1 protein-coding gene is annotated in these 484 nt (G+C 32.6%); it reads right to left on the reverse strand.

From position 1 onward, the window contains the following. Positions 1-83: 83 nt before the first annotated feature. Positions 84-362: a type II toxin-antitoxin system RelE/ParE family toxin gene (locus AC27H3_RS18085; protein WP_487108112.1), complete on the reverse strand. Its 279-nt coding sequence runs from the start codon at positions 360-362 to the stop codon at positions 84-86. Positions 363-484: the final 122 nt, after the last annotated feature.

The raw sequence follows: 484 nt of genomic DNA on the forward strand, positions 1-484 counted from the left end.
AGAAATTAGCAGGACACTCATCCTAAATTGAAATTATTTAACCCTACGCAATTTTGAGATGAGTGCCATCCTAAAATAGCTGTTTAATCTTGTGGAAATTTTTGCTTCTGGTGTAAAACTCGCATAACACGAATGGTTTCACCATTAGCCCAATATGAAACGATCATTGATATTTCTGGAATAATTAATATTCGTCCTCGAAAAATATCTCTTTGAACACCCATTAATCGATGTTCAAGTAAACTCTCAACTTTAGACTCAATTATTTGGTCGGTTTTTTCTGCTGCGCTAGGGTTAAAATCAAATAAGAATTCAAATATTTTTTCACGGTCATTTAGTGATTCTTCTTCCCAGAAGATCATATCTTATCTCTCTTACGGATCTTATTCTTTCTAGCTTCCATCTGAGATTTAGCTTCATTGTGTTCAATAAAACTAGTTTTACCATTATCAAATTTATCAAATGCAGCATTAATTTGCTTGGT

The sequence above is a fragment of the Colwellia sp. NW0002-52-1 genome, from assembly GCF_057550865.1.